The organism is Planktothrix pseudagardhii, assembly GCF_904830925.1.
Classification (GTDB): domain Bacteria; phylum Cyanobacteriota; class Cyanobacteriia; order Cyanobacteriales; family Microcoleaceae; genus Planktothrix; species Planktothrix tepida.
On sequence record NZ_LR882967.1, the window covers coordinates 384374 to 405535 of the forward strand.

Here is a 21162-nt window from a genome sequence, read left to right on the forward strand (position 1 = left end):
ACATGAAACACCATTCTTTTCGAGTCCGTATTGCGCTGTTATCTGCAACCCTAACCGGAGGGTCTTTAATCGCCTTTAGTTTAGGATTTTGGGGGCTAAATTATAATGCTCATCTCGCCCGTTTAGACGCAGAACTTAGAAATCAACTATTACAAAGTGATCATATTCAAGGACAACCTTCATTACAGGTTTATGAAACTCAATTAAGCCATCATTTTAAGGATATTCCTATCACTATTTGGGTCATTGATCGAGAGGGTTTTACTCAATATCGCTCCCCCAATATGCCAAATTTTAACCTCGAAATTTCTGATTTTCCCCCATTCTCCTTACCTCCCCATCATTTAGATTTTCCCCATACTCCCGATAGGTCTCGTCCCCCCGATTTTCCCGATGCTCCCCGTCGTTTGCGACGTCCTCCCCGTAATTTTGAACCCCATTTCCCTCCCCCTCCTCCTGAAGCTAAAATTATGACCCGACGGTCTTCTTCGGGGTTGTGGCGTGTCGGTTTAGTCACGTTTCCCCATCAAAAAGTAGCGATCGCCGTGAGTTTCAGGGGTATTGAACAGGAAATGGCATCAATGCGGAATGGATTTTTAGTGTCAATTCCTATCCTTTTATTAATGATTGTAGGTGCTTCTTGGCTTTTATCCAGTAGTGCATTACACCCGATTCAACGATTAACAAAAAGTATCCGACAAGTGACAGCAAAAGGACTAGATCAGCGTGTTCCTATTAATACAACAGATATTGAATTTGTCGAATTAATTCAAGTGTTTAATCAAATGTTAGAACGTTTAGAACGTAGTTTTAAACAAGCGTCTCGCTTCAGTGGAGATGCGGCTCATGAACTCAAAACTCCCCTGGCTATTCTTCAAGGAGAATTAGAACAAATGTTACAAAAAGCAGAAACAGAATCATCCACACAGCAAGCCTTAAGTCATCTTTTAGATGAAGTTAGACGTTTAGGAGGAACAACCCGAAAATTATTATTATTATCCTTAGCTGATGCTGGACAAATGCGATTGTATCAAACCCCGGTCAACTTATCTTCAGTGTTAGCAGACCAGATAGAAGATATAGAATTATTAGCACCGGATTTAATACTTAAAACAGATATTAATCCTGAACTCATTGTATCAGGAGATCAAGATTTATTAACCCAAGTATTACAAAATTTAATTGGTAATGCGATTAAATATAATTTGCCGGAAGGTTGGATCAAGATTCAAGGTTATCAACGGGGGAAAAAGGTTATTATTACTGTTACTAATACCTCTAAAGATATTCCTCTTAAAGATCGAGATCGTTTATTTGATCGTTTCTATCGAGGTGATCCGGCGCGAACTCGCCAAATTGAAGGGATCGGATTAGGATTAAGTTTAGCACGAGAAATTGCCCGCGCCCACCAAGGAGATCTGACGTTAGATCCCCCTCAATTGGGTCAAACCTCGTTTACCTTTACCCTTCCCCAAGCGGGGTCAAAATAGATGTGATTTTTGATAAATTTATCTATAGCAATCCTATTTGAGTTGTGTTCAAAATTCTTGAGCAAAAGGGAACAGGGAACAGGGAACAGGGAACAGAGATAATACTTCTGGCTGTTTCATATTAGTTGTAAATTATTACACTCTATTTGGGATTGCTATACAATAGCATTACCTCTTAATTGTTATTGTTGTTTATGAATCCCACCTTAGAAAACCCGAATCCATCTTCAATCACATCAACTTCTTGGAAAATTAAATTGCTTTATGATGGTGAATGTCCCTTATGTTTACGAGAAGTAAATTTTTTACAGAAACGGGACGCAGGACGAGGATTAATTGCCTTTGTTAATATTAGTGATATTAATTATCGTCCTGAAGATCATGGCGGGATTTCTTTTGAAGCCGCAATGGGACGAATTCATGGCTTACTTCCTGATGGCACAATCATCCAAAATTTAGAGGTATTTTATCAAATTTATCAACTTCTGGGACTCGGTTGGATTTATGCACCCACTCGTTGGCCATTAATTGGCCCCGTTATGAATACACTCTATGAAATTTGGGCTGACTGGCGACTAAAGTTAACAGGACGGCCCAATTTAGCCACATTAGTTAAACAGTGTCAGGACTCTTTAACCTCTGAAACCCCTTCAGAATGCCGTTGTCAGCGTTAATTGCCGTCAAACTTCCTGCAAAACAAGGGGTTTTTACACTAGGGGGTGACACCCCTCATTTTATGTGTTATACTTCAATTATTAAGTAGATGCACCCTGAATTTATCTCCCGCAGTGCCAACTGAGAGGGAGATTTTTGTTTAGATTGGTTTTCAACTCCTATGGTGTCTTTCAATCCTAAAGGACGATTCAGCCGACCTATCTTCCAATATGGTCTTCTAGCGCTGATGACTTTAATACTCGGTGTATCTTTACCCCAGTTACCGTTTTGGGATCATTCCCATGTTCCCCACTCCGGGAAGGAAGTTTTGGTGCGTCAATTCCTGTCCCATGCGTCCGAACTCGCTATCCGTTATCAACAAAATCAAACGATTTCTTCCGTTTCCACCCAGAATTAATAGAACCTCAATAAAAAACCACCTCGGAATTTACCAAGGTGGTTTTTTAGGGTGTAGGGGAATGGAGCATATGGGAATCGAACCCATGTCCAGAACAAGTATTTACTCCTTGCTCATTCACAGACTTAGCCTTTCTGATCCTCAAGGCGGGAACCCCTCATTATCCCGAAGGGTGGGATGCACTGGTTAAATCTTAGCTAACTCTCAACCAGAGGAACGAAGTTAGAGCATCCGTTGGGGGTTGGTCTATTGTCCTTAACGGAGTCAAACGATAGACGCTCGAACCTACAAGAGGTGTTTAGGCAGCAACAGCGGCTGATTTACGAGCAAAAGGAACGATATTGTTCGCAGTTACATTTTGTTTGAGCCTGGATTTACGAGAGGTGACTCACTCTCGGCCTGCATCACTTGGTAGCTTTCCTTACCCTGTCGAAACCAGTAATGCCCCTTGCACTATTACTATAGTAGACAATATTTTGGCAATCGTCAAGTTTTGGTTAATGTCGTTTATCACATTATTTGTCGTTATTCACAAATTAGTGTCGTTTTTCACACTTGATTGTCGTTCAACAGGCTGATTAACAAATTAATGTCGTTTAACTTAATGGCTCTCCTATACTTATGGTTATAAGTAAGGCTTATATAAAAAGACAGGCTAGTAGCTTTTGGCGCATCATCTCAAAATTTTTGAAGCCATAGCTTTGACGAAGAATTAATTTGATCCGGTTGTTTAATCCCTCCATAACTCCACTGGTTGTTCGATTAATAAAATAATGGCAAATATCGGGAAGATGGTGTTTAAGAGTTTGGGCGGTTTTTCCAAAAACAATAAGAGCCGAATTGAGCCATTTCTTTAATCTTCTCATTCCCCTAAGAACCGTTGTACTGCTTTCATAAATATCTCGGAGTTCCTCTTTTAATTCATAAGCGATACTCAAACAGGGGGAGGCCTTTAACAACAGTTTCAGATCCCTTCTCTCTTCGGGGGTTAAATCGACATAATTTTTGAGCAGTAAGCACCGATTTTTTAAGCCTTTTAGTTCTAATTTAAGTCGAAGTTGATTCAGAGAACTGTTGACTAACTTCATCACATGAAATCGGTCAATGACAATTAAAGCATTAGGAAAAACTTCCCGAATCACTTTTTTAAATCCTCCCCACATATCCACAGAAACCTCTTTGACCTTGGCTCTCATTATAACGAATGGTGTAATTCCTCCTTTTCTCTACAAATTCTAAGGGTTCTGTTGGATATTTTTTACATCCAGCACAATAAAATTGGCGACGGGGTAGATGCAGATAAACTCCCTGCCCACAAATAGATAGATCTCGGATTAACATCGAGCGAGTTTGATGAATATGATCGGTATAATTTTGACAATGTGGACAAGTAATTCCCTCGTTTAATAAGTCTAATTTAAGAACAATAAAACCTTCTTGTTCTTGACAAGTGAACACCGTAATATTCGGGAGGTTGAGCAAACGCTCTAGTTGAAAGTCCATATTCAGTCGGAGTGTAAAACGTAGCTTACGCTACATTTTACACTATTTATTGAGGAGAGCCATCAGGAGAATCTATCTGAGCAGAACATAGGGCCAAGGCTAAAGTTGAATCAGAGAAGTTGACCCTTGCATCAAATTGATTACCTAATCAATATTATAGAAAACGACATCTATTTTGTGGAAAGTAGAAAACTACTCAAAATTGGCATTTTTCTAAGAAACGACAACTAAATTGTTAAATTCTCAAAGAGCGACACATAATGTGTGAATCTGAAGCGAAGGGTCTTTTACTCAAAAAAATGCTATAATGCTTATCAATAAAGGGTTTTAGTCCTGTTTCTCAAAGCGACATTAATGTGGTAAATGCGACATTTAATTTGATAACCGACAAAACCGCAGACGTTTATTATTATCCTGATATTATGGTAACTTGTGACTCCCGCGACAGAAATAATGGTTATTTTAAACAATATCCGAGTTTAATTATTGAAGTATTATCTGCCTCAACTGAAGCCTTTAACCGAGGTGATAAATTTGCCGACTATCGACAGATTGAAACCTTACAAGAATATGTATTGATTAGCCAAAATAAAATTAATATTGAATGTTTTAGACGAAATTCAGACGGACGATGGGAATTGTTTACCTATAAACCCCAGGAAACTCTTCAATTAGAAAGTATTAATTTTAGTTGTTCTGTCTCAGAAATTTATGAAGATGTATTAGGATTGAATTAAATGAGTATAATTACGCCCTAAATATTCCTAATTTTCCAAAGATTTAATTAAATTGTACTCATTTAACAAAAATTGTGATACCATTTTCAGCTAATAAGCTAGGGGTGCCTGCTAGGTTCAGGCTGAGAAAAGACACCCTTGGAACCTGAGTCCGGTTAGTACCGGCGGAGGGAAGCTGTTAATAAGAGGAAATTCAAGATGCGGACAGAATGGATTGCCAAACGGCATGGACAGAGCAACGTTTCTCAAATGCACTACGCCCGTCAAGGGGTTATTACGGAAGAAATGAACTATGTTGCTCAACGGGAAAACCTTCCGGCTGAGTTAATTCGGGAAGAAGTCGCACGGGGACGGATGATTATTCCTGCTAATATTAATCATCCCAATTTGGAACCGATGGCGATAGGAATTGCCTCTAAATGTAAAGTTAATGCTAATATTGGCGCCTCTCCTAATTCTTCTAATTTAGATGAAGAAGTTGCTAAACTGAATTTAGCCGTTAAATATGGTGCCGATACCGTGATGGATTTATCCACTGGAGGCGGTAATTTAGATGAAATTCGGACGGCAATTATTAAGGCTTCTCCAGTTCCCATTGGTACAGTTCCCATTTATCAAGTTTTAGAAAGTGTTCACGGTAAAATTGAAAATCTCACCCCCGATGATTTTCTCCATGTGATTGAAAAACACGCCCAACAAGGTGTGGATTATATGACGATTCATGCGGGATTATTAATTGAATATCTGCCGTTAGTCAGAAGTCGAATTACCGGAATTGTGTCTCGTGGTGGCGGAATTATTGCTCGTTGGATGCTCCATCATCATAAACAAAATCCCCTTTATACCCACTTTGACGATATTATTGAAATCTTCAAAAAATACGATGTTTCCTTTAGTTTAGGAGACTCTCTACGTCCGGGTTGTACCCATGACGCCTCCGATGATGCTCAACTTTCCGAACTCAAAACCCTCGGACAATTAACTCGCCGCGCCTGGGAACATGATGTACAAGTGATGGTAGAAGGCCCCGGTCACGTTCCGATGGATCAAATTGAATTTAATGTTAAAAAACAAATGGAGGAGTGTTCAGAAGCGCCCTTCTATGTTTTAGGGCCGTTAGTAACAGATATTGCCCCCGGTTATGATCATATTACCTCAGCTATTGGGGCGGCGATCGCAGGTTGGCACGGAACTGCAATGTTATGTTATGTCACGCCAAAAGAACACCTCGGTTTACCCAATGCAGAAGACGTCAGAAATGGGTTAATTGCCTATAAAATTGCCGCCCATGCTGCCGATATTGCCCGTCATCGCATTGGAGCCCGTGACCGAGATGATGAGTTATCCACAGCGCGATATAATTTTGATTGGACTCGTCAATTTGAGTTATCCTTAGACCCAGAACGGGCGAAGGAATATCATGACGAAACCCTTCCGGCGGATATCTACAAAACGGCTGAATTCTGTTCGATGTGTGGCCCTAAATTCTGTCCGATGCAAACGAAAGTTGATGCGGATGCGTTAACAGAATTAGAAAAATTCTTAGCTAAGGAAAAAGAAGTTGTAACTCAACGTTAATTCAATGAGTTAGAAACCGGGTTTCTAATAGTATTTCTTCGTTAGAGCTAACAGTCTAGTGAGAAACCCGGTTTCTGAGTGTTTACTTTTTAGGTTAAAATGAATTCAAAGAGGAGGTGCTAAAGCACAAAAACGGTGTATGAATTATCAACGAATTTTAGTCGCCATTGATCAGTCAGTGCAAAGTAAAATGGTATTTGAAGCCGCGTTAGAATTAGCGCGGAAATCATCGGGACAGTTGATGATTTTTCACCGTTTGTCTTTGGACGAACCGGAAAGTTATACTTATACCAGTGTGCAAGTTGAAAAGATTGTTCACCATTATAAATTTGTTCAAGAGAAGTTAGAACAAGATTTAGAAAAAGTGCGGTTATGGTTAACTGGGTTAGAAAACCGTGCCATTGAAGCAGGAATTCAAGCCGAATGGGATTGGAAAGAAGGGAATGCAGGACGTTTGATTTGTCAGGTCGCTAAAAATTGGAATGCTGATATTATCGTCATGGGAAGACGTGGAAAAAGTGCGGTTATGGAAACACTTTTAGGGAGTGTGAGTTATCATGTTGTCCATCATGCCCCCTGTGCGGTATTGATTGTTCAAGGGAAATAGGGTGTTGGCAAATGAACTTACAGAGATTGAATCACAATTTACTCTTGAAGGCTAGAAATTTCATCCACCACTTCAATTTGTTTGCGTGCAATAGACCGATAAATTCGACTGAGCGATCGCAATTCCTCTTCCGTTAAACTCTCATCAAAAATTGCAGCCAATAACCCATAGCGATCAGCTAATGTGATCTGACCTGTTTCATTAACTTTAACGAACAATTCGCTGAGTGCGGACTCAATTAAACAAATAGGTGGTTCCATGATCCGGTTAGTTGGGATAACTGAATTGATGTGATGATGGAGAATCGAGAATTTGGAAAACTCCACAGATTTAGAGATAATTCTGTAGAGTTTTAGCCTGTAATTCGATGAGAACTATTAAATAAGGGGGTTTGAACTTTTAATCTTTACAGCTATTATTTCAGAGTTTGGGCTTCAAAGACGTGATTAAACCTCAATAACAATTGTGATTCTTAGGATGTTATACTGTGATCTCAATCATGCCTAGCCAGTGATTTGACTCATACAAACTTAATTTAATTTTAAGGCACTGACAGGAACATCATCCCAAGATTCAACGGTTCTCAGAATAGCAACCCAACCTTGTTGTTTTTGGATTTCTGTTAAGTTTCTTTGAAAGGACTGATGGCAATCTTGAGCTTGCTTCTCATCACAACAAGCAATACAAGAATAGACGATTCCCATCGGATCAAGTTGTTCATTTACCCAAATGGTCATTGTAAATTTTCTCCTGACTCAATACCCATGAATGGCTTTTATTTTATCAACATTCAAGCACAAGGCTCAAAAAAGTAAAAAGGACAGATTATTTTGGGTTTCCCAATGCTGCTAAAGAAGCTCCAGTGACCCGACAAATGCGCCAGTCGGGGAAAATTTTCGCGCCTATTTTTTCATAAAAATCAATAGCGGGTTGATTCCAATCTAAAACAGACCATTCTAAACGTCCACACCCTCTGGATACTGCTAATTCTGCTACATGAGTGATTAAGGCTTTACCAATCCCTTGACGACGATATTCAGGAAGGACAAATAAATCTTCTAAATAAATTCCAGGTTGGGTTAAAAACGTAGAATAGTTATGAAAAAATAAGGCAAAACCAACGGCTTTTCCTTTAACTTCAGCTAAAATTGCTTCTATATAGGATGGAGAACCCAATAAATGTTGTTTTAAGTTTTCCGCACTTCCACTCACTTCATGGGATAGGTTTTCGTATTCCGCTAAGGCTTGAATCAGTTGGAATAAAACAGGAATATCCTCAAGGGTTGCTGGTCTTAAAATTGCTGATTTTGACATATCCGATTTTGAACAGTTGATAATGACAATCAAATTTTTTCTAACGTGTTAGATTTTTGTCAGTATACAACAATTCAAATCAATCCTACCGGAAAAAATTATTTAATCCAACCTTTTAACCGTTCTGCAATATGAGGACGACGTAACTTTCGCATGGCTCTGGCTTGAATTTGTCGCACTCGTTCCCGTGAAAGATCATAAAGACCACTCACTTCTTCTAAGGTGTAAGGAACTCCGGTGGTTAATCCAAATCGCAAAGCTAAAACATCTTTTTCCCGTTCCGTTAAAACCGTTCCTAAAACTTCCAATAAATCCTGACGCATCATCATTTCATTCATTTGAGCTTCAGGGGTTTGAGTTTCTTGATCTTCTAAAATATCCATTAATTCCGAGTTCTCTTCCGTCCCAATTCGGTGATTTAATGATAGAGATTTCCGATGAACTTGTTCAAGAATGCGAATTTGTTGGGGGGTAATCGCAACAGCTTCTGCTAATTCTTCTTCCGTAGGTTTTCGTTGAAGCGATCGCTTTAAATCTCGGTAAGCTATCTTGAGTTTATTCAATTGTTCAACAACATGAACGGGTAATCGAATGGTGCGTCCTTGATTAGCAATGGTTCGGGTAATCCCTTGACGAATCCACCAATAAGCATAGGTAGAAAATTTATATCCTTTATCTGGATCAAATTTCTCCGTAGCGCGGTTGAGTCCTAAAGCCCCTTCTTGAATTAAATCTAAAAACGGAACCCCTCGATTAATATAACGTTTAGCAATAGAAACCACTAACCGTAAATTAGAACTAATCATCCGACTTTTAGCCGCCGTTCCTAATTTTAGTTGATGTTTGAGTTCTGTTTCCGTAATGCCTAGAAACGTGGCGAGTTCTACGGGAGTAGGTAAGTACCCTAATTCCAGGGTCAGTCGAGTTTGTAATTCTTCAATTTTAACCAGGGTTTGAATATGACGACCGAGTTCTATTTCTTCATTGGGTTTGAGTAAAGGATAACGCGCCATGCGTTTAAATAATGCAGCAATTGCGTCATCTCCCGCTACAGTGGTTTCTGTAATCGGAAAAAACGTCGAATTCTGTGGATTCATGGTTATATCCTCCAGTTGACGATCTAAATTTGAACAGTTCGCTTGCAGTTTTCCCCATCGTCAAAATCTTCTGTCAGATCAGAAGACAAGGAAATCCCATCTATCACTACTTTATGTTGGTTCCATTATAGAAGACTCTTTTAAAAAACTGGGAGAATTAATCCTATCTCTACAGAAGCCAGGAGATAGGTGTTCGGTGTTTTCACCTCAAAAGTTAAAGCTCAAAATTCAAAATCCAATTTCTTGAACTTTGAATCATGAGCCTTGATAAAATTCGGCAAATTTGAGAGGAATAACTCTAATCCTTAACTCCACATTCCTACACTCTTAGTGGGTCGAGGAACAAAAGGAGGAATATCCGAATCAGAGTCAGATGGAACAGCAGGAGTTGTTGGGGGGGAAGTAAATTCCGACGTGGGAATACCTTTAGGTTCTGCATCGGGTTCATCGGGGCAAAATTCTAAACGAATCCGAAACTTCCCGGTTTGCCAAGATTTACCAGGACGTAGCAGTTGACACTCGATCCCTTCCTTAAATAAATTTTCCTCCTCTAACTTAGATTCCATAATAGACAAAAATTCACTAGCTTTAAATGTGCATTGAAACATCAAGGCACTTTCACTGGTATTAATCACATCATCATCATTGAGAATATAAGTTGAATCGCTCATTTCTGTGTCCTGTAAATTGTCTTTTGTGCAAGGGAATTACCCTCAAAAGGGTTCAAATTCATTTAGAAGAACCAACCGTAGGAATGTAACCCTTTTCCTAATAGATTAACTCCTAAATAGCACACCCACACCACGACGAATCCTGTGGCTGCTAAAATAGCAGGTTTCCGTCCTTGCCAACCGCGAGTAATGCGTGCGTGTAAATAAGCGGCGAACACTAACCAAGTAATTAACGCCCAGGTTTCTTTGGGATCCCAACTCCAATAGGAACCCCAAGCTTCATTCGCCCAAACAGCCCCAGCGATAATCCCAATGGTTAAAAGCGGAAATCCTAATCCAATAATCCGATAACTGATATTATCAATCGTTTCCACTAACGTTAATCGCTGTGGAGACAGAGGTTGAACAGAGAGAAGATTATCTGTGAGTTTAACCGCTTCTAAGACAGCCGTTGTACTATTTCCATTCGTTGTTAACCCTTGGGGGTTGGAGTCTGTAACCGTGGACAGAGAATAGGTGACTAAATTAGTAACCGGTTTCTGATGATTTCGAGAAATGCGGGTTCCGAGAGAACTACCACTTAATTCAACTTCCTGTCCCCGTGTCAGAATTAAAAAGGCGATCGCTAACAAAGAACCGACCATTAAGGTGGCATAACTTAACATCATGACGCTGACGTGCATCATTAACCAGTTAGATTTTAAAGCGGGTACTAACGGTTCAGCCACGCGCATTTGGGGCGGTAATTTTAAAGCTGCAAAGGCTACAATTGCCATCGCCACAGGAGAAGTTACAACTCCCACTAAACGGCTACGACTCATATTTTCAGCAATCAGATGAATCGTTGTAATACCCCACGTTAGGAAAAATAGCGATTCATATAAATTACTAATAGGAAAGTAACCTGCCTCAATCCATCTCGCTCCCAATAGGGCTGCAATCGAAAGATTAGCGATCGCCATTCCTGCGGTTCCCAACGCCCAGAGATAAGGAATATTAGGAAATGCAGCCCCCACCCAATACAATAACAGGGTGGCAAATAAAAGGGCAAAGGATATATTATCTAATCCATTCTGGAGTATAACCAGACTCATGAACGATTCTCCTGGTAACGGTATGAATTACCGAGTTTTTTCAGAACTCTATCTCTACTGATCCTACCGATTCCTGGCGATCTTGGGTGATGTTTCCGTTGAGATCCTGATTTCGTAAAGTTCGGACATTGCGCTGATTCCATCAGCAACAACCGAACCCAATTGCCTTAAAAACCTTGATACCTTGTAAGTAAAGATTAAGCAGCACTGAGATAGGGGATGTTGAGCGTCGGGAAATCCAGCCTGATTAAACCCCTAAATTGAGATCAGGAGCAGCTTAGGAAATTAATCTGCTGAACTATATTAAAGAATATTAATCAAAAAACAACTGGCTTCAGGATCACTGTATTGAGGAGAGGGGAAGAATGCCTGGGACTGACTATAAAGACTACTACGCGATTTTAGGATTGGAGAAAGTGGCAACGGCTGATGATATTAAAAAAGCCTACCGTAAACTTGCCCGGAAATATCACCCGGATATGAATCCAGGGAATAAACAAGCCGAAGCCCGTTTTAAAGAAGTGAACGAAGCCTATGAAGTTTTGTCCGACACTGATAAACGGGGAAAATACGATCAATTTGGTCAATATTGGAATCAAGCCGGAAGTGCCGGATGGCCCGGTGGGGCAGGTTCCAACGTAGATTTTAGCGGATTTGACTTTAGCCAATTTAACAGTTTTGATGAATTTATTAATGCTCTTTTAGGCCGTGCGGGTGGAGGGCCAAGACCTGGAGCAAGTAGCAGTCGCAGTTATTCCTATCGTACCCAACCCGGAAATCCTTCGGGATTTGGAGGGGGTGCTTATAATGATTTTTCCTCTGGATTTAATAGCCGCAACACTTCTGCCATCGCCGATTCGGAAGCGATTGTCACGCTCTCTCTCAGTGAAGCCTTTCATGGAACCCAAAAACGCTATGGAACCGGGGAAGTCACGATTCCGGCGGGAGTAAAACCGGGGAGTAAAATTAGAGTTCGTGGTCAAGGTCAACTCGATCCCTACACCCAACAACGGGGGGATTTATACCTGAAAGTGGAACTGCAACCCCATCCTTTTTTCCAATTTGACGGGGAAAATTTGGTTTGTGAACTGCCTTTAACCCCGGATGAAGTGGTTTTAGGAACCTCTGTTGAAGTTCCTACACCCGATGGGATGGTAACGATGAATATTCCACCGGGAATTCGTTCAGGACAGTCCTTGCGATTGCGAGGCAAAGGATGGCCAAAACCCAAGGGAGGAGGACGCACGGATCAATTAGTTAAAATTGTTGTAGTTCCCCCTAAAGAACTTAATCCCAATGAACGAGAATATTATGAAAAAATTCGCGCGACTCGGACGTTTAATCCCCGCAGCAGCTTGAAAGAAATGAAACTCTAAAAATGTTTAAACCGATCAGAAGCATGGTGTCCTGATCGGTTAATACTGTGAACTTGCATAAATTGTTGAATGTTTTTGGACGATAAAACTACTCATTCACCCATTGGCAAGAAAGCCGAGAATTTTCATCCTTTACCCAACGCGCCACTAATTGTCCTTTTTTGGCGAGGCTTTTGCTTTGGGTCTGGGTCAAAATCGGCGTTTCTAGGGTCGGTTTTTCTAGGTGTGGATGAGAAAGGGGTTTCCTCCAGTAAAGATTGATAAACATTGTAGGTTTTCCTCCCCAAACTTTTCTATTTCTTTTTTAATTCCACTTTATCCCTTATCGAAATTTTGTTACGAAAATGACAAATACTTTAACAGTTGTGCAAAGTTTTGTAAATAAACCGTTAAGAATTGAAAGACGTTTGGGGAAAGAAACTATCAATCATTTACCTTCAGTTTTGAATCTGTTCCCAAGCGGTAATAATAGTGCGTAAGGGTTGGGGGAGAAATTGAACGTTTAAATCGGCATAGCGGGTTACGGTGGCTTGTCCCACTAAGGTTACGGTGATGAAATCAGCGGCTCCTGAAGGCGCGGGAAAACTGAGACGATCATATTGAGTGAACGGTTGTGTAGTCAGCAGTCTTTGGAAAGCCTGAACTTCTTGGGGTGGAATCCAATTCCGTTTAATGATAGAAGGTTGACCTCCGTTTAATTGTTGGGAAGTAATCCATCCATCTGACCACAACGTTACTTTAGACAAACCTCCCGTAATTCCCCCAGAAGAAATGGTCTGAAATACAGCACCTCTGGGTAAGGAAGGAGAGACTTCAGTGGGACTAAAGGGAATCGGTTGCAGGGTTCCAATATTGCTATTTCCTTGAGCCGTGGTGCTATAAAGTCGGACTTGAAATCCATCCTGATTTGTATGGTAAATCCAACGTTGACCCCTACCTCTGACGGTGATTTGCCAACCGAAAATTGCAATTTGAGGACACATTTGATCAGGTTGATGAACGCCTAAACATCCATCCCAAAGACGAGAATTGGCTTGAATAATTTGAAGTTGATTCCGGGGAATTCCTGACTGGGACTGTGCCGCTTTTAATACGGCTTCTTTTACAGAAACAGGTAAAACACTCAAACCATTTTCCAGATAAATTGTATTCCCTCGGTTATTCGTGCGAAATAGTAAACCTTTTTCGCCACTCTTAACGGTGACTAACCAGCCTTCGACTTGGCTTTGGGAACAGGCGATGTCGGGAAAGGAAAGACCTAAACAGCCATTAGGCCAGATGCGACGTTCTGCATTGAGAAGGGTGACACTCGATGCAGGAACACCAGTAAGTTCCATAGCTTTTTGTTTGACCAAAGCTGCAAGGGATATTGGAAAGTCAGAAGTCAAAGGATTAGAGGGATTCACAAACTGAGCAACAGGAACTGAATTGTTGTTTGCTTGGAGGGGAAAGGCATAGAGGGGTTCAGCCGGAAGTAAACACAGAACACCGAGTAGAGCAATGAATCGAGGATGAACTCTCATAGCAGAAGAAAGCTAAACGCTTCAGAGGAATCTTTAACCGGATCTTTCCTTCGGCTGGCCTACAGATTCAGGAAATTTTGGGGATGGAGAGTTACAGCATTACTTTTTGAATACAATTTTGAAAATATTGGCTACATTTTTTGTATCATCTTCTGAATTTTGTCTACAAAAACACCCATTTGTGTATATTGACAAAATACACAAAATATGTGTCTTTGCTCCCAATGTACAAGGATCAGTAATTTTACAGATGCAACTTGTTAACTTTATGGATTTTCAAGCCTCTAGTTTCATTGAGATAATAGGCGCACAGTAGCAGAGAGATGTGTCCTATGCACTTAAGGAATTTCTAGGTTAGAACTTAATCTCCTTAAGTGACTCAGAGGAGCCAGATGTAGACTCAATCCGGTAGCATCCCTGTTGAAAGATGTGGTAGCGGGTTTGTAAGTAGGGGCGGAAGTAGATAAAATCGAAGTTCCCATCAATCTGAGCTTTGATTCCCCCCTACACTTTTTTTTAAGAAATAGAAGCACTGGGGTATTTATTAGAGGAAGTTAGTGATTAAAAAACGAAATAGAGAATAATAAAAAACAGAATTAGCCTTTAAAAATCAGCACCTATAGCAATCCCAAATAGATTTTAATAATTTACAACTGACATGAAACAGCCAGAAGTATTATCTCTGTTCCTTGTTCCCTTCAGAAATTGAAAAGGGTATGAGATCAGTCTGTCTACGGATAGAAAATCTAAGTATTTGTTAAATGAATGTGACATTAGAGCCAAGCCTGCATCACAATCAAAATAGGCGATGTAAGTCTGATCCGCTCAGAAAGAGTAATAATTGAAGTAGCCCAGATCACTTATTGTCTACCTGCGTTCCTAATCATCAGACGTTCGATTATGCCTCTATGAAGCGTAAATGGCTCTATAAGTTCTTGTCACCCAATCGGCAGATTGTTCCGTATCTGGTTCTGTTAAGCACATTGCTGCTGACGGCACTGGCAACCTATTATGTGGAATCTACGGCGCGTACTCAAGATCGGTTGCGATTTGACTCTTCTATCCAACGCACAGAAAATTTAATCCGAGATCATGTTAAAACCTATATTGCCTTACTGCGGGCGGGAAGTGGATTATTTGCGGCTCAAGAGACTGTAGATCGAGAAACGTTTCGCGCCTACATGGAACGGTTACAACTGCGTGAAGAATATCCGGGTATTCAAGGGATTGGATTTAGTATTCGGTTTTCGCCCTCGGAAAAAGATCAATTAATTGACCGAATGCGACAGGAAGGGATGTCCAACTTTACGCCTCATCCTGATTATCCTCGCCCGGAATATTATGCCATTATCTACCTAGAACCCTTAGATCAACGCAACCAAGCCGCTATTGGTTTTGATATGTTTAGCGAACCTGTGCGTCGTAAGGCGATGGAACGTGCTCGTGATGCGGGTCTACCCATCGCATCCGGTCGAGTCATTCTTCGCCAAGAAATTGACCAGAAAAAACAAGCGGGTTTTTTAATCTATTTTCCCATTTATCAAGGCAATTCTATTCCGCCAACGGTAGCAGAAAGACGGCAGAAATTACGGGGATTTATCTATAGTCCATTTCGGATGGGAGATTTGATGCAAGGACTTTTCGGGAGTAATCGAGAGTCTTTGATTGATTTTGAAATTTATGATGGTTTAGCGATTACCCCAGCCCATCTTTTGTATGATTCTAATTCTCAGCAGCATCCCTTTGGATTCAAGCCTCGATTTGAGCGACGGAAAATGATTTCGATTGCTGGACAAACTTGGACAATTAAATATACGTCTCGCCCGGAACTGGATTTTAATTCTCAACGTTTGATTGCTCCCTATATTGCCTTGTCAGGGAGTTTAGTCGGTATTATTTTATTTGGATTAATGCGATCGCAAATTCAAGCCCGACGTATTGCTGAAAAAACGGCAACAGAATTAAGAAAATCCGAAAAAGCGTTGCGAGATAGTGAAGCCCGATTTCAAGCTTTTATGGATTATAGTCCAGCCAGCGCTTGGATTTGCGATCGCCAAGGTCGAATGTTATATTTTAGTAAAAGCTATACTCAAACCTTTAATGTTTTCAAGGAAGCTTTAGGAACAACAGTTGTTGATCTATTTCCTTCCCACTTAGCTTCAGAATTCCTCGATTGTATTTCTATTGTTGCTTCAGAAAACCGTGTTTTAGAAGTGATTAAGTCTGTCCCTAGACGGGATGGCACTATGGGAGAATTTTTAGTTTATCAATTTCCGATTTGGGATGCTTACGGACAGCCGTTAGTCGGGGGGGTGGCGATTGACCGCACAGAAAGCCGTCAAGCGGAAGCTTTATTACGTCGTTCAGAAGTGCAATATCGAACGATGGTTGAACAATCTCCTTTGAGTATTTTAATTTTATCGGTAGATGGCTCTGTTCAGCGTGTCAACCGGGCCTGGGAAGATTTGTGGGGAATTAAAGGAGAAAATATCAAAGATTACAATCTTTTTAACGATAAACAATTCATTGAAAAAGAAATTATCTCTTATATTAAACGGGGATTTGCTGGGGAATCGGTGACCATTCCTCCGATTTTGTATGATCCCCATGAAACCTTCCCAGGATTATCTCGTTATAGCTATGCTCAACGTTGGATACAAGCTTATATTTATCCGGTGCGGGATGAAATTGGTCAAATTCGGGAAGTGGTTTTTATCTATGAAGATATTACAGAACGAAAACACGCAGAAGAAGAATTACAAGAAAGTGAAGCTCGGTTTAGAACGTTAATTGAAACGACGTTTGATGGAATTATTATTCATGAAAATGGGATGATTTTAGAGGCTAATCAAGGGGCAGCTATTATGTTTGATTGCTGTTTAGAAAACATGATTGGAGCGTCTTTTTTAGATTTTGTTACTCCTGATAGTCACGCTTTAATTTTACACAATTTGCGGAAGAATTTAGAAGCTCCAGTTGAGGCTTTTGGCTTAAAAAAAGATGGGATAAAATTTAATTTAGAAATTATCGGTCGTCCCCATGTTTATAAAGGACGTCAAGTTCAAGTAACGGCTTTACGCGATATTACCAACCGTAAACAATTAGAAGCTCAACTCCGCACCCGTGCGGAAGAGTTAGCGGAAGCAAACCGTCTCAAAGATGAATTTTTAGCAACACTTTCCCATGAATTACGAACACCGTTGAATGCCATGTTGGGATGGACACAACTATTAATGTCGAAACATTTAGATGCAGAAACTTTTAATCGAGCTACAGAAACAATTAACCGCAATACCCGTTCTTTAGCTCAACTCATTGAGGATTTATTAGATGTCTCTCGAATTATGAGTGGCAAATTACATTTAAGTCTGGCTCCAACTTCTTTAATTCCAATTATTGAAGCTGCCATTGACACAGTACGTCCGGCGGCGGAGGCAAAAAATATTAAGATTCATGTTTCTCTTCAATCTAATATTGGGATTGTGATGGGGGATAGCAATCGTTTACAGCAGGTGATTTGGAATCTACTCACAAATGCAGTGAAATTTAGCTCAGAAGGCGGAAAAATTGAAGTGCGACTTGGTAAGTTTCAAGAGGAAAATTCCGGTTCTCGTTTAGATTCTCTAACTCAACGGAATGGGTCGTTTTCGGAAGGAGTTGAAAAGGTAGAATATGGAGAAATTCAAGTGAGTGATACAGGACAAGGAATTAGTCCAGATTTTTTACCTTTTGTATTTGAGCGTTTTCGACAAGCTGATGGTTCTATTACTCGCAAACAAGGGGGATTAGGATTAGGATTAGCCATTGTGCGTCATTTAGTTGAACTGCATGGGGGAACTGTTAGCGTTGATAGTCCTGGGTTAGGACAGGGTACAACCTTTACGGTCAAGTTACCTTTTATGACATCAGAGTTATTAGAAGAAAATGATGATTTTCAAGATTTTCTCAGTGATAATGATTTGCTCCTAGAAAGTTGTTTTAAATTAAAAGGAATACGAGTGTTAGTCGTTGATGATGAAGTTGATGCTCGTGATTTAGTGGCTCATATTTTACAAAATTGTGGGGCAAATGTGGTGACGGCAGGTAGTGCTGAAGAAGCATTTAATTTATTAAAAGACAACAGTAGTACATCTCCATTTCATATCTTAGTGAGTGATATTGGAATGCCTCAAGGAGACGGTTATTCTTTATTACGTCGAATTCGTTTATTACCCCCAGAAGAAGGAGGTCAAATTCCGGCTTTAGCGTTGACGGCTTATGCCAAAGCTGAAGACCGCACAGCAGCATTTTCGGCAGGATTTCACGCTCATTTGGCAAAACCTGTAGAATCCCATGAATTATTGTTTACAGTTGCCAATTTAGTTGGAATTATTGGATAATAAAGCGGGGTTATAATTGGAAATTAACTTGATGCGCTGGTATAGTATTTTAAAGCAAATTCCCAAAACTTTGCCGAAAATATTAATAGCCCTAAAGCTAATAATCCTGAACCCATCACCCAGGAGATTTGCGTTCGTCCTAAAATAGATTCGGCGGGAATTGTTGTTAAAAATGCGACGGGAACAATAAAGGTAAAAAAGAAACGATAAGCCATGGGATAAGCCACCATTGGATATCGTCCGGCTTCTAATAATCCCCGTAATACCTCGGTGACATTATAAATTTTAACAAACCAAATACTGGTTGCTCCTAAGATAAACCATATACTGTATAAACTCATAATGCCAAAGGATAAAGGCAATAAACTATCGAGATAATCTCTTCCAGTTAAGCCGAGTTTATTACCTTCATAGACAACAATTGAACAACCAAAAATTAAATCTGGGGTTCCCCAAGGAGAAATCATCCGGGTGGATAGCCAAAATTGACTACTGAGGGGTTTAAGTAAGACAAAATCTAAGGTTCCATCTTGAACATGGGTAACAATTCTGTTTAAATTGGGAACTAATATTGTTGTAGAAATTCCTTGTAAAATTGTAAAAATCCCCAGAACAATTAAGGCTTCTTCCCAACTCCATCCTTCAAAACTATACCCGGTTCTATAAAATAGAAACAGGCTAAACATACTGCCAATTAAACTCCCTAAGCTAGTGATAGCAGAAATCAAAAAATTTACCCGATATTCTAGTTCTGCCGAAATCGCAGTTTCCCAAAATAAGGTTAAAATTTTAAAATAGCGTTGCATCATAACTTCCTGTTGTTCCCTTGTCCCTATAAAATAGAAAATAACCGTTCAATGGTGCGTTGATTTTCATCAGGACGACCAATGGTAATTCGCAGTCCTCCTCCAGTGTGACGGACTAATGTTCCTTTGGTTTTTAATTGTTGCATGATCTCGTTTAATGCAGGTTCAGAATTGCGTTCATCAGTGAGTCTAATATAAATAAAATTAGCATCACTTCGCCAAAGCTTTAACTGTTTATTTTGAGCTAAAGTATTAATTAAACGAGTGCGTTCTCCCAATATTTCAGGAATAACGGCGAGTAACTCTTGACGGTGATTTAAAGCTAATAACGCTGCGGTTTGTGTGAAACTGGGGAGATTATAGGGAAGACGAACTTTTTCTAATGCAGTGATCAATTCAGGATGAGCGATCGCATATCCAGCGCGTAATGAAGCCAAGCGAAAAGCTTTAGAAAAGGTGCGTAAAATCACCCAATTGGGATGCTGTTTTAACTCCTCGACAACACTGGTTTGACTAAACTCAAAATAAGCTTCATCAATAACCACTAAAATATCTTTGGGTAAGCTTCTTAACCAGTCTAATTCATCTTCTGTTAAAGCATTAGCCGTTGGGGAATTAGGATGCACCACAAATACAACTCGAATGGGAGAATTTTGTGTGGTTTCAATTGTAGTTTTAGCGGCTTTTAAATCCATTTCAAATGTGTCTTCATCCCGTCCCACGTTCACAACTGGAATCCCTAAAGTTTGAGCAATAATTCCATACATGGAAAAGGTGGGATTAGCCACTAAAATTGACCCTTCTCCCCCTAAAGAAGTGGCAATTAAGATGGAGCGAATTAATTCATCCGACCCATTCCCTACAGAAATTTGCTCAGGATTAACATAGGCTTCCGAATTAGAAATGATTTCATTAATATAGCTTGCGATCGCTAGTTTTAACGGGAAATGACTGCCATCAGGATAACGATTCGTTTCAATTTCATGTTGATACGTCCACGCCAGCTTTTGTTTTAACGCTTCTGGTAAATCATAGGGACATTCATTCGTATCCAAACGATCCAAAATTTCAGCCTCCACCGGACTACCGGAACTTCCCCCAGGGTGAGGAGTATAGGCGTTAATTTGGTTGAGGTCGTTGCGGAGAAAAGACAGCATGGCGTTGACGTGATCGTAATTTTTTCTTAAGTTCACACAAACTCTATTATCTCTTAATTTAGACTAAAATAACATCCAAAAACTAATATTCTTCTGATTGAATTGAACTATGGCAGCCAAACAAATTTTAATGCTCGTGGGTGACTTCGTTGAAGATTACGAGTGCATGGTTCCGTTTCAAGCCTTGCAAATGGTCGGACATACGGTTCATGCAGTGTGTCCGGGAAAAAAAGCAGAGGAAAAGGTAAAAACTGCAATTCATGACTTTGAAGGCGACCAAACCTATAGTGAAAAACCCGGTCATAATTTCACCTTAAATGCCACATTTGATCAAATTAAACCCGAAAATTATGATGCGTTAGTGATACCCGGTGGACGGGCACCAGAATATATTCGGTTGAATGCAGATGTTATTAAAATGGTGCAGTATTTTGCTCAAACGAATAAACCCATTGCTGCTATTTGTCATGGTGCTCAACTGTTAGCAGCAGCCGATGTTTTACAGGGAAAACGGTGTTCTGCCTATCCTGCTTGTGGGCCTGATGTGATTCGCGCCGGAGGAGAATATGCGGATATTGCTGTTGATGATGCCATTGTTGATGGAAATTTAATTACCGCTCCCGCTTGGCCGGCTCATCCCCGTTGGTTAGCTGCATTTTTAACGGTATTAGGAACAAAAATTGAGCATTTAGAATTGGCAAAGGTTTAGTTTCCCAATTCGAGGCTTACGCAGATATCATACACTTAATTTTATCTAA

At 40.1% G+C, this 21162-nt stretch carries 20 protein-coding genes, 1 other RNA gene, 1 pseudogene and 1 riboswitch; of the genes and pseudogenes, 9 read left to right on the top strand and 13 right to left on the bottom strand.

The window, feature by feature from the left end:
• Positions 1-2 precede the first annotated feature (2 nt).
• The 3 genes from NMK36_RS01595 (at position 3) to NMK36_RS01605 (ending at position 2562) form a co-directional block, all read left to right on the top strand.
• Positions 3-1490 carry a sensor histidine kinase gene (locus tag NMK36_RS01595; RefSeq protein WP_254172846.1) on the top strand — a complete coding sequence of 496 codons (1488 nt, stop codon included), beginning with the start codon at positions 3-5 and terminating at the stop codon, positions 1488-1490.
• A gap of 194 nt (positions 1491-1684) precedes the next feature.
• Positions 1685-2164, top strand: coding sequence for a thiol-disulfide oxidoreductase DCC family protein (locus NMK36_RS01600; protein WP_254172847.1), 480 nt, complete (start codon positions 1685-1687; stop codon positions 2162-2164).
• Positions 2165-2325: 161 nt separating this feature from the next.
• Positions 2326-2562: a hypothetical protein gene (locus NMK36_RS01605; protein ID WP_254172848.1), complete on the top strand. Its 237-nt coding sequence runs from the start codon at positions 2326-2328 to the stop codon at positions 2560-2562.
• A gap of 59 nt (positions 2563-2621) precedes the next feature.
• Here the strand turns inward: NMK36_RS01605 and ssrA are convergent.
• The 3 genes from ssrA to NMK36_RS29070 form a co-directional block, all read right to left on the bottom strand.
• Positions 2622-3010, bottom strand: a transfer-messenger RNA (tmRNA) gene (gene ssrA, locus NMK36_RS01610).
• 190 nt (positions 3011-3200) lie between these two features.
• Positions 3201-3758, bottom strand: coding sequence for a transposase (locus NMK36_RS29065; protein ID WP_437126719.1), 558 nt, complete (start codon positions 3756-3758; stop codon positions 3201-3203).
• A complete protein-coding gene (locus tag NMK36_RS29070; protein WP_437126739.1) occupies positions 3709-4065 on the bottom strand; it encodes a transposase family protein in 357 nt (118 codons plus the stop codon). The genes NMK36_RS29065 and NMK36_RS29070 overlap by 50 nt, the downstream gene beginning before the upstream one ends.
• Before the next feature lie 356 nt (positions 4066-4421).
• Between NMK36_RS29070 and NMK36_RS01620 the strand changes: the two genes are divergently transcribed.
• The 3 genes and pseudogenes from NMK36_RS01620 to NMK36_RS01630 all read left to right on the top strand — a co-directional run bounded on the left by NMK36_RS01620 (position 4422) and on the right by NMK36_RS01630 (position 6987).
• On the top strand, positions 4422-4802 hold the full coding sequence (locus NMK36_RS01620; RefSeq protein WP_072719083.1) for a Uma2 family endonuclease: 381 nt from the start codon (positions 4422-4424) through the stop codon (positions 4800-4802).
• A 90-nt stretch (positions 4803-4892) separates the two neighbouring features.
• Positions 4893-4992: riboswitch (TPP riboswitch) on the top strand.
• A pseudogene (gene thiC, locus NMK36_RS01625) lies at positions 4992-6380 on the top strand (phosphomethylpyrimidine synthase); the annotation flags it as partial. (Overlaps the previous riboswitch by 1 nt.)
• 139 nt (positions 6381-6519) lie before the next feature.
• Entirely contained in the window at positions 6520-6987 is a 468-nt protein-coding gene (locus NMK36_RS01630) for a universal stress protein (protein ID WP_254172850.1), read from the top strand.
• A gap of 38 nt (positions 6988-7025) precedes the next feature.
• Here the strand turns inward: NMK36_RS01630 and NMK36_RS01635 are convergent, their stop codons facing one another.
• The 6 genes from NMK36_RS01635 to ccsB all read right to left on the bottom strand — a co-directional run bounded on the left by NMK36_RS01635 (position 7026) and on the right by ccsB (position 11163).
• The gene (locus tag NMK36_RS01635; protein WP_072719086.1) at positions 7026-7247 is read right to left on the bottom strand and encodes a hypothetical protein; all 222 of its coding nucleotides are present in this window, start codon (positions 7245-7247) and stop codon (positions 7026-7028) included.
• 270 nt (positions 7248-7517) lie between these two features.
• Positions 7518-7724 (bottom strand): glycogen debranching protein, encoded by a 207-nt coding sequence (locus NMK36_RS01640; RefSeq protein ID WP_072719087.1) that lies wholly within the window; start codon positions 7722-7724, stop codon positions 7518-7520.
• Positions 7725-7812: 88 nt separating this feature from the next.
• Entirely contained in the window at positions 7813-8301 is a 489-nt protein-coding gene (locus tag NMK36_RS01645) for a GNAT family N-acetyltransferase (RefSeq protein ID WP_072719088.1), read from the bottom strand.
• 98 nt (positions 8302-8399) lie between these two features.
• Positions 8400-9398, bottom strand: a complete 999-nt coding sequence (locus tag NMK36_RS01650; RefSeq protein ID WP_072719089.1) for an RNA polymerase sigma factor, RpoD/SigA family — start codon at positions 9396-9398, stop codon at positions 8400-8402.
• Positions 9399-9703: 305 nt separating this feature from the next.
• The gene (locus NMK36_RS01655; protein ID WP_072719090.1) at positions 9704-10069 is read right to left on the bottom strand and encodes a KGK domain-containing protein; all 366 of its coding nucleotides are present in this window, start codon (positions 10067-10069) and stop codon (positions 9704-9706) included.
• A gap of 62 nt (positions 10070-10131) precedes the next feature.
• On the bottom strand, positions 10132-11163 hold the full coding sequence (ccsB, locus tag NMK36_RS01660; RefSeq protein ID WP_072719091.1) for a c-type cytochrome biogenesis protein CcsB: 1032 nt from the start codon (positions 11161-11163) through the stop codon (positions 10132-10134).
• A gap of 365 nt (positions 11164-11528) precedes the next feature.
• Here ccsB and NMK36_RS01665 point away from each other — a divergent pair, with 365 nt between their 5' ends.
• Complete coding sequence (locus tag NMK36_RS01665) at positions 11529-12539, top strand: DnaJ C-terminal domain-containing protein (protein ID WP_072719092.1); 1011 nt, start codon at positions 11529-11531, stop codon at positions 12537-12539.
• Between the two features lie 88 nt (positions 12540-12627).
• Here the strand turns inward: NMK36_RS01665 and NMK36_RS01670 are convergent, their stop codons facing one another.
• Positions 12628-12807 carry a hypothetical protein gene (locus NMK36_RS01670; protein WP_072719093.1) on the bottom strand — a complete coding sequence of 60 codons (180 nt, stop codon included), beginning with the start codon at positions 12805-12807 and terminating at the stop codon, positions 12628-12630.
• Positions 12808-12976: 169 nt separating this feature from the next.
• Positions 12977-14062, bottom strand: a complete 1086-nt coding sequence (locus tag NMK36_RS01675) for a hypothetical protein (protein ID WP_072719094.1) — start codon at positions 14060-14062, stop codon at positions 12977-12979.
• A gap of 908 nt (positions 14063-14970) precedes the next feature.
• On the opposite strand from NMK36_RS01675, the gene NMK36_RS01680 reads away from it, so the two are divergent.
• A complete protein-coding gene (locus tag NMK36_RS01680) occupies positions 14971-18441 on the top strand; it encodes a hybrid sensor histidine kinase/response regulator (protein WP_083579989.1) in 3471 nt (1156 codons plus the stop codon).
• A gap of 23 nt (positions 18442-18464) precedes the next feature.
• Here NMK36_RS01680 and NMK36_RS01685 read toward each other — a convergent pair whose 3' ends face one another.
• Both NMK36_RS01685 and NMK36_RS01690 read right to left on the bottom strand, forming a co-directional pair.
• Complete coding sequence (locus NMK36_RS01685) at positions 18465-19247, bottom strand: ABC transporter permease (RefSeq protein ID WP_072719096.1); 783 nt, start codon at positions 19245-19247, stop codon at positions 18465-18467.
• 26 nt (positions 19248-19273) lie between these two features.
• Positions 19274-20404, bottom strand: a complete 1131-nt coding sequence (locus NMK36_RS01690) for a histidinol-phosphate transaminase (protein WP_072719097.1) — start codon at positions 20402-20404, stop codon at positions 19274-19276.
• Positions 20405-20513: 109 nt separating this feature from the next.
• Between NMK36_RS01690 and NMK36_RS01695 the strand changes: the two genes are divergently transcribed.
• A complete protein-coding gene (locus NMK36_RS01695; protein ID WP_072719098.1) occupies positions 20514-21113 on the top strand; it encodes a DJ-1/PfpI family protein in 600 nt (199 codons plus the stop codon).
• Positions 21114-21162: the final 49 nt, after the last annotated feature.

Bases quoted from the DNA above. Each gene is read 5' to 3' on its own strand.
- NMK36_RS01635 (WP_072719086.1), bottom strand. From the start codon at position 7,247: ATGGAACCACCTATTTGTTTAATTGAGTCCGCACTCAGCGAATTGTTC.
- NMK36_RS01665 (WP_072719092.1), top strand. From the start codon at position 11,529: ATGCCTGGGACTGACTATAAAGACTACTACGCGATTTTAGGATTGGAG.
- NMK36_RS01600 (WP_254172847.1), top strand. From the start codon at position 1,685: ATGAATCCCACCTTAGAAAACCCGAATCCATCTTCAATCACATCAACT.
- NMK36_RS01655 (WP_072719090.1), bottom strand. From the start codon at position 10,069: ATGAGCGATTCAACTTATATTCTCAATGATGATGATGTGATTAATACC.
- NMK36_RS01695 (WP_072719098.1), top strand. From the start codon at position 20,514: ATGGCAGCCAAACAAATTTTAATGCTCGTGGGTGACTTCGTTGAAGAT.
- NMK36_RS01605 (WP_254172848.1), top strand. From the start codon at position 2,326: ATGGTGTCTTTCAATCCTAAAGGACGATTCAGCCGACCTATCTTCCAA.
- NMK36_RS01675 (WP_072719094.1), bottom strand. From the start codon at position 14,062: ATGAGAGTTCATCCTCGATTCATTGCTCTACTCGGTGTTCTGTGTTTA.
- NMK36_RS01640 (WP_072719087.1), bottom strand. From the start codon at position 7,724: ATGACCATTTGGGTAAATGAACAACTTGATCCGATGGGAATCGTCTAT.
- NMK36_RS01650 (WP_072719089.1), bottom strand. From the start codon at position 9,398: ATGAATCCACAGAATTCGACGTTTTTTCCGATTACAGAAACCACTGTA.
- NMK36_RS01680 (WP_083579989.1), top strand. From the start codon at position 14,971: ATGAAGCGTAAATGGCTCTATAAGTTCTTGTCACCCAATCGGCAGATT.
- ccsB (WP_072719091.1), bottom strand. From the start codon at position 11,163: ATGAGTCTGGTTATACTCCAGAATGGATTAGATAATATATCCTTTGCC.
- NMK36_RS01595 (WP_254172846.1), top strand. From the start codon at position 3: ATGAAACACCATTCTTTTCGAGTCCGTATTGCGCTGTTATCTGCAACC.
- NMK36_RS29070 (WP_437126739.1), bottom strand. From the start codon at position 4,065: ATGGACTTTCAACTAGAGCGTTTGCTCAACCTCCCGAATATTACGGTG.
- NMK36_RS01670 (WP_072719093.1), bottom strand. From the start codon at position 12,807: ATGTTTATCAATCTTTACTGGAGGAAACCCCTTTCTCATCCACACCTA.
- NMK36_RS29065 (WP_437126719.1), bottom strand. From the start codon at position 3,758: ATGAGAGCCAAGGTCAAAGAGGTTTCTGTGGATATGTGGGGAGGATTT.
- NMK36_RS01645 (WP_072719088.1), bottom strand. From the start codon at position 8,301: ATGTCAAAATCAGCAATTTTAAGACCAGCAACCCTTGAGGATATTCCT.
- NMK36_RS01690 (WP_072719097.1), bottom strand. From the start codon at position 20,404: ATGCTGTCTTTTCTCCGCAACGACCTCAACCAAATTAACGCCTATACT.
- NMK36_RS01685 (WP_072719096.1), bottom strand. From the start codon at position 19,247: ATGCAACGCTATTTTAAAATTTTAACCTTATTTTGGGAAACTGCGATT.
- NMK36_RS01630 (WP_254172850.1), top strand. From the start codon at position 6,520: ATGAATTATCAACGAATTTTAGTCGCCATTGATCAGTCAGTGCAAAGT.